At 59.3% G+C, this 7,310-nt stretch carries 6 protein-coding genes; all 6 read right to left on the reverse strand.

What is annotated here, in order from left to right:
* Positions 1-1,597 (reverse strand): hypothetical protein (locus HKN06_13725; GenBank protein NNF62371.1); only part of this gene is annotated, 1,597 nt, incomplete at its 3' end.
* A gap of 7 nt (positions 1,598-1,604) precedes the next feature.
* On the reverse strand, positions 1,605-2,999 hold the full coding sequence (locus HKN06_13730; protein NNF62372.1) for a tetratricopeptide repeat protein: 1,395 nt from the start codon (positions 2,997-2,999) through the stop codon (positions 1,605-1,607).
* Between the two features lie 99 nt (positions 3,000-3,098).
* Positions 3,099-3,698: a PEP-CTERM sorting domain-containing protein gene (locus HKN06_13735; protein NNF62373.1), complete on the reverse strand. Its 600-nt coding sequence runs from the start codon at positions 3,696-3,698 to the stop codon at positions 3,099-3,101.
* 166 nt (positions 3,699-3,864) lie between these two features.
* Positions 3,865-5,544: a CRTAC1 family protein gene (locus tag HKN06_13740; protein NNF62374.1), complete on the reverse strand. Its 1,680-nt coding sequence runs from the start codon at positions 5,542-5,544 to the stop codon at positions 3,865-3,867.
* Positions 5,534-6,952 carry a tetratricopeptide repeat protein gene (locus HKN06_13745; protein NNF62375.1) on the reverse strand — a complete coding sequence of 473 codons (1,419 nt, stop codon included), beginning with the start codon at positions 6,950-6,952 and terminating at the stop codon, positions 5,534-5,536. Before HKN06_13745 ends, HKN06_13740 begins: the two co-directional genes overlap by 11 nt.
* Before the next feature lie 113 nt (positions 6,953-7,065).
* Positions 7,066-7,310: hypothetical protein (locus tag HKN06_13750; protein ID NNF62376.1), on the reverse strand; the 245-nt coding region annotated here is incomplete at its 5' end.

The raw sequence follows: 7,310 nt of genomic DNA on the forward strand, positions 1-7,310 counted from the left end.
CCGGGGTGAGTGCGTGATAGGAACGAGCCGACAGGCCAGGCCAGACCTCGGCCGCCCGGTTGCGCCATTCCACCAGCACGTCCACGGGCCCGTCATGCCGGCCGAGTCCAACCAGGATGCGCGGATCACTGGATGAAAGGTAACTGCCGTCGCGACGCGACGTGCGCCAAAGGACCTTGTCGCCGACAGCAACGGCAGCACGAGCGTGGTAACCGGGAATACCGGCGGGACGCAGGTCGATACCGATCCAGCTTGCCTTGTTGCCGATCTGGTTCAGTAACAGCTGAGCCGGACCATTGGCGTTCACCACGACTATGTCGGTATCGCCGTCATTATCAACATCACCGAACGCCGCACCGCGACTTACCAGCTCCACGGTGACATCCGGGCCCGCATCTGCCGACACATCGACAAAGCCGTTTCCTATGTTGCGAAACAACTGGTTTGGCTCGCGTAGCGGGAAGGGGCCTTGCTGGCCCGGCACGCTGATAACCGCTCCGTTAGCTACGAACAAGTCCAACAGCCCATCGTTGTCGAAGTCGATCCAGCTGGTGCCGAATCCAGTCAGGCGCCTGCCGGGCGTGCCAACGCCAGTACGTTGAGTAATATCGACAAAATTTGCGCTGCCATCATTCTCGTAGAGCGTATTGGTTTCATTACGCAGGTGTGTCATGAACAAATCATCATCGCCATCGCCATCGAAATCGCCGGCTGTCACGCCCATGCTCGCTTCAGTCATTCCTTCGGCATTGTAGGCAGATCCACTGGCCAGGCCGCGCTCCGTGAAACCATTGCCGTCTCCAATCCATAATTGATTGGGTTTGCCGTCATTTGCAACGTAGACATCGAGTTGACTGTCGCCATTGAAATTCGCGACCGCTACGCCAAGACCCGCACCGTACGCACGCTCTAGTCCCGCCTCACGCGATATATTCTGAAACCCTTTGGCCTCGTTGCGAAACAGACGATCGGGAACAGATTCGTAACTATCCGGGGCGCAGTATTCACGTTCACCGGTTGCCGTCCTGCATTTCTTGTTATGCGACAGGCTGAATGACACGTAGTTACTGACAAACAGGTCGAGGTCGTCGTCGTTATCGAAGTCGAAAAAAGCTGCGCTGGAGCTCCATCGGGGATCATCGGTATCCGTGGTTGCGGTGATATCAGTAAAGCGGCCGTCAGAATCATTCCTGAAGAAGAAGTTTGACCCGAATGCGGTGATGTACAAATCTGGCCTGCCGTTACCATCATAGTCACCGACGGCAGTTCCCATCGAGTAGCCGGTTGTTTCAAGCCCGCTGCCTGCCGTTGCATCTGCAAATCTCAGGCCTCCTTTTTCCAGCTGGTTCTCGAACAGGGCATTAACCGGCGGTTCTATCGCTGGCGGCCCGAGAAACCCACTCTGTGGAAAGAATACGTCCAGGTCACCGTCAGAATCGTAATCAAGAAGCGCCACGCCGCCGCTGGCAATTTCAGGGATATACAATTTGCCGCGGTCGCCTGGCTCGTGCATGAATTCCAGGCCGGCTTGCGCAGCCGCGTCAACGAACAGTGGCGCCTCGCTCTTTCCAGCGCAGCCGGCAAAGGCCAATAGCATGCACAGCCTAATTGTCAGCCGAAGCATCGATCTGATCGATCTCACTGCGCGCGCCGGCCGCCAGTCGTGAATCCCCGGCTTCGATGGCAGCGGCCTCAGCTTCCTCAAGCCTGCTGCGAGCGGTTTCGGCATCGCCCTGCAGCCGGTAAGCCCGGCCCAGCGCCAGCAGGCGCTGCATCTCGCCACGTTTGGTGGCGACGGGGTCAGCCAGCAACCCTGTTGCAGCCTCGTGCTGTCCTTTGTCGAGGTACAACACTCCCAGTCTCAGTCTGACCGCATCATTGCGCGGATCTCTCTCATGAGCGTTCCGGAATGCCGCGAGTGCCAGGCTTTCTTTACCCTGCGTTGCATACAGGCTGCCAAGTTGAATCCATGCCAGCGACCCCTGTGGATCAATTTTTGTGACTTTCGTGAATGCTTCTTCAGCCTCCGGCAGTCGCTTCTGGAAAAGCCGGGCCAACCCGATATTGAAATAAAGCTGGGCACTTTCCGGATCGAGGCTGCGGGCGCTTTTCAGTGCCTCTTCGGATTTTTCATGCTCTCCAACAAGAGCGTAGAGATTAATCAGCGCTGCTGTCGGCAGTGGATTTTCCGGATCTGCAGCGCGCGCCTGCTCGTTAAGCCTGATAGCGCGATGAATGTCACCCTGTTTGATTGCACGTTGTGCTTCGCTGACCAGCTGCCGGTCGCCGCGCCTCAGCCCTTTCAACCTGGAGGTAAGCGGGTGATACCAGCCGCCGCCACGTTGCTTTGCCTGCTCGAATTCAAGCAGCAAATTTGCAGCACGCTCCTCATTGCCTCTTTGTTTTTCAACCTGGGCAAGGGCGTAAAACACCTGGGCGGGTGGATGCTCGCTGCCCGCTGCTCGAGACAGGAATTGTTCCGCGGCGCCCAGGTCCTCCGCGGCCAGCGCAAGACGGCCAAGTTCGTACAACGCCTTGTGGTCTGATTCGTTGTGTTCGAGTGCCTGCAGAAAAGCTGCTTTCGCAGACGCGGTGTCGCCAGCTTCCAGCAGAGCATTACCCAGCCCGGTGCTGCCAAGCGCCGGGTCTAGCTGAGCAGCACGCTGGTAGGCGGCAATCGACTCCTTCGTTCGCCCCATGGCGAGAAGGGTATGTCCGTGTAAATACGCTTGTGGGAACGCAGCGGGCTGGATGCGGCGTGCGCGGGCATAAAGCTGCGCGGCAGGTTCGTAGAAACCATACGCATGCAGCACCATCGCATAACGACCAAGTGCGTCCGGATCAGCAGGGTTCTTCCGGGCCCGGTCGCCAGCTTTTTGCACTTGTTGCCAGACGGCCGGCTGCAGGTCGCCGTCAGGAGTGTCCGGTACCACAAAATCGGTTGGGTCGCTGCTGCACGCCACGACGCAGGTAACTAACAGGATGAATACAAGCCGCATGGCTCAGCAGTATACGTTTTCAATGCCGCAAAAATGAAAGCCCCGCAGAGCGGGGCTTTCGGCAGGCCTTTTGGCCTTCTTATTGTTAAGACTGTCGTCTCAGGCGCGACGGCGGGCAAAGCCCAGTCCGGCCAGACCCATTCCGAGCAGAAGCAGTATGCCCGGTTCCGGGGTCGGCATCGGGGGGGTACCGCCACCTGTGGCAGCGCTGAAGTTGATGACGTAGTCGCCACTGCCGCTGCTATCGTTGTCCCAGGATGCCAGGAAGCCAGCTGATGTGGGATCGGATGCACCAAACTCAAACATGGCATCGCCATTGTTGTCGTTCGGGTCGTCATTGAATGCCGAGATACCAAGATAATAGGTGCCGGCTGCGAGACCTGTCAGAATCAGTTGGCTCTGCAGGCCACCAGAATCGTCGTTGGCCTGGACACCGAAGCCGCCTGAATCAAACAGGAACAGCTGCGTGTCGAAGCCGGTTCCAAAGGTATCGATGGTCAGGTCGCCACCGTCCCAGATAAATGAGTACAGGTCAGCATCGTTAGCGTCGATGACGCCGCTGATGCTGGTCGTGCCGGCGGTCACGGCCTGACCCGGCAGCAGCTGATCAGCATCGCCGATTTCGCTGTAGGGCGTTGCCAGTGCACTTTGCCCGATGAGAAGCAGGGCCGCGCCGCCCAGTGCTTTGAATAATTTCATTTTCTTCACCTTAAAATGTCCCCAAAATATTTAGGTTTTATAATCTCGGAAATCTAGTAGCAGGAATTGTGCCAATATTGAAAAAGATAATATTATCAGAGGGTTATTATTTTACAGGCACTCATCGTGACGATCATTGTAAAGTCCACCGACACATTTCAAGGGGTTACTGCAGCTCGCCGGAGCCCTCGACCAGTGTGAATTCCTGACGCGGGGCAATACCGGTCCAGTGCTCGCGCCGGCCTGACGGCCAGATTACCTGTACCCGTTCGATCGCTGTCGCTCCGCCCAACCCGAAATGCACGCGACGGTCATTGGCGCTCAAATAGCTGCCGTCGGTGGCAACATGGCGCCACAGGGTGGCCCCGCCCGACATAGAAATTGCGACCCTCGCGCCGGCTGCATCTCGGTTCGAGTCGGTACCAATCAGGACCAGGCGCAGCCAGGCGCTATCCGTGTTGCGGTTGAGCAGCAACTCAGCAGGGCCGTTGTTATTGGCCACCACAATATCGGTATCGCCGTCATTATCAACATCACCAAAGGCGGTACCACGGCTCACCTGGATGCCGGCATCGCTTTTGGCAAAGCCCGTAATCTCCTCGAACTGTCCGTTGCTTAAGTTTCGAAAAAACTGGTTTCGTTGGGCGTAGGCGGCCTGGTCAGTGACGCCGCCCGGGCTGTCCGCTGCCACGGTGCCGTTGGCTACGAACAGATCCGGCCAGCCGTCGTTGTCCTGGTCGATCCAGCCGGTACCGAAGCCGGTGAACCCTAAGCTGGCAGTGCCCAGGTTGGCCGCAGCGGTAACATCCTGGAATAAGCCACCGCCGCGGTTGCGGTACAGCGTGTTGGTCTGGCCGGTGAAATGCGACAGGAACAGGTCGTCGCTGCCGTCGCCGTCATAGTCGCCCAGCGCGATGCCCATGCCGGCCTCGGCCATGCCGTCGATGTTCAGCGCCACGCCGCTTGCAAGCGCGCGTTCTGCAAAGCTGCCATCACCGTTATTAATCCACAGGCTGTTGGCGCGGCCATCGTTTGCGATGAACAGGTCCTGCAGGCCATCGTCGGTGAAATCCGCGGCGACTACGCCCAGTCCATGCGCATGTGCGGCATGTATGCCTGATGCGGCACTGACATCGGTAAAGCGCCAGTCGCCGTCGTTGCGATACAGCCGGTCGCGCACCGGCCGGTACATTTCGGGGGCGCAGTAATCGCGCCGGCCGGAAGCGCCAAAGCAGGGCTTGTCGTCCAGAGCCGCGTAGCCGGTCACATACAGGTCCAGGTCACCGTCGGCGTCCATGTCGAAAAAAGAGGCACTGGCCGAAAACGGTGTCGGGATGTTGTTCCACGGCCCTGCTACTAACGCGAAATTCCCGTCAGCGTTGTTGCGAAACAGCCGGTCGGGACCGTAGTTGGTTACGAACAGATCCAGGTTACCGTCATTGTCGACATCGCCAACCGCTACGCCCATGCCGTAACCGGTATCCGCCACGCCTGCCGTGGCGCTGACATCAGTGAAGCGCAGCGTACCGGTCGGGACAAGTTCATTGCGGAACAGCTGATTCCAAGGGCTGCCGGGCGATGCGACGTCGATGGCGCCCCCCTGGATAAAATAGACGTCCAGGTCACCGTCGTTGTCGTAGTCGATCAGTGCTACACCGGCACCCATGATCCACGGCAAATGGAAATCGTCACCGGACGCACCGCTGACGTGATTGAAAACCAGCCCGGTGGATTTGGCCGCGTCGACAAAAAGCGGTTGCAGCTTGTCGCCGCCGCGTGTGCAGGCGCCAAGCGCGGCAACACACGCAAGGCAAGCGAGCGCTGTCCGGGCGCCATCAACCGTCATCGGTCGCCTGCAATGCCTCAATTTCTTTTTCAATGACATCTTTTATAGCCGTTGAGCCATACCGGGCAGCCACCTGCCGGGCCCGTTGAAGCGTCTCGAGTGCTTTGCCGGGTTGCTTGTCCAGCTGATAAGCGCTGGCCAGTTCGTGCAGGTAAACCGCACTGCGTCGTGTATGGCTGGCAGTGACCGATCGTTCCAGGTGAACAATGCCCTGGCGGAGCTGGCCGTCCGACACCAGCTGGCGGCCCAGCAGGTAATTGCCCAGAGGATGGTTCGCATCCAGTTCCAGCCCGCGACGCAGGAAGGGCACCGAGTCGCCGCCGTTGCCTTGTTCGCCGAGGGCAAAGCCCAGCCGCACCAGTGCCTCAACGTTGGTCGGGTCGGCATCAATGGCCAGGCGGTACGCGGCCACTGCCTCGTCCAGCCGTCTCTGCTGGAACAGCATGGTGGCGTAGTTCATATGGGCATCGAACAGGTTGGAGTCGATCTCGGTTGCCGCGCGGTAGTGCTTTTCGGCCAGCCCGGGTTGCTGCAGCACGCTGTAGATGCCGACCAGGTTGGCGTGCACGGTGCTGTTCGACGGGTTGAGCTCGAGTGCCTTGTTGAACCGGGCTGCAGCCTCGCTGACCTTGCCGGCATCGAACAGGCGTTTGCCTTCGCGAATGTAGCGTTCGTCAGAAATCTTCAGGCTTGAAATCGTGCGTAGCAGGGGATCGGAAATCCCGATGCGCACCGACTTGTAGCGCTGTTGCAGCTGCAGGTGTTGCTCGGCTTTCTCGCTGTCGCCGCGGCTGATATAGGCATTGGCCAGCGCGTAGTGCACCAGGCCGCTGTCGCCACCATCGGCAAGCGTTCGTTCGAACTGCTCGATGGCCGCATCGGTATCGCCGGCCGCCTGCAGCAGTTTGCCGAGACCATAACGGGCATCGCCACGTGCCGGATCAGTTGCCAGCGCGCGCTCGTATTGCTTGCGTGCCTGATCAGCACGGCCCACGGCATCGAGCGACTGCGCCAGCACGATGTTGATGCCGCTAAGCTCCGGTTCCAGGTCGGCTGCAGCCCGCAGCGGCTGTAGCGATTCGTCATGGCGGTTCACTTTGGCCAGCGCATAGCCGAAGTAGAACTGCCAGCGGTAGTCGTCTCGGTCGATTGTTGCCGCGCGCTGCAGGTAGCCCAGGGCGGTGTCGTATTCTTCATAGGCCAGCAGCGTGACACCCAGCCTGCCGTTGGCGGCAGCGTTGCGCGGGCTGTCCTGAACTTCTTTTACCGCCTGTTCGATCTGCTGCTGCACCGGCGGCAACATGCCGGTCGTATTGATCTCCGGGATTGGCGGCAGCGCCGGCCCGGTTCCGGAGCAGCCTGCCAGCAGAGCGGTCAGCCACAGGGCGGGAAAGAGCTTCAGTTTCAAGTCATGGCACATCGAATTATTGTGCCCGCACTGCCAGGGGTCGGCCAGCACACCGCCTCAGGCTGAGGTTGGGGACAGTACATGTATGGACATACATGTACTGTCCCCCGAATTTACGTCGAACTGGTCAGGTAAGCCATGTGATTGGCGTGGCGCTCGGCGTCGGGGTCCGCGCAGAAGTCGATGCCCCGGATACGCTCGATGTAGCCGCCATCGAAACCGTGGTACTCGCAGCCCTGCAGGACGTACCGCAGGTACCACTCGTAAGGTTTGAGCGTATCGTCGATATGACTTTCCTGCGCACGGTAGGTTAGGCATTTGCCATAGCCGGGCGCTTCGAGGTGGTAATGCTGGTAAC

The sequence above is a fragment of the Gammaproteobacteria bacterium genome, assembly GCA_013003425.1.
GTDB lineage: Bacteria > Pseudomonadota > Gammaproteobacteria > Steroidobacterales > JABDKV01 > JABDJB01.

Bases quoted from the DNA above. Each gene is read 5' to 3' on its own strand.
- HKN06_13740 (NNF62374.1), bottom strand. From the start codon at position 5,544: ATGACGGTTGATGGCGCCCGGACAGCGCTCGCTTGCCTTGCGTGTGTT.
- HKN06_13735 (NNF62373.1), bottom strand. From the start codon at position 3,698: ATGAAATTATTCAAAGCACTGGGCGGCGCGGCCCTGCTTCTCATCGGG.
- HKN06_13730 (NNF62372.1), bottom strand. From the start codon at position 2,999: ATGCGGCTTGTATTCATCCTGTTAGTTACCTGCGTCGTGGCGTGCAGC.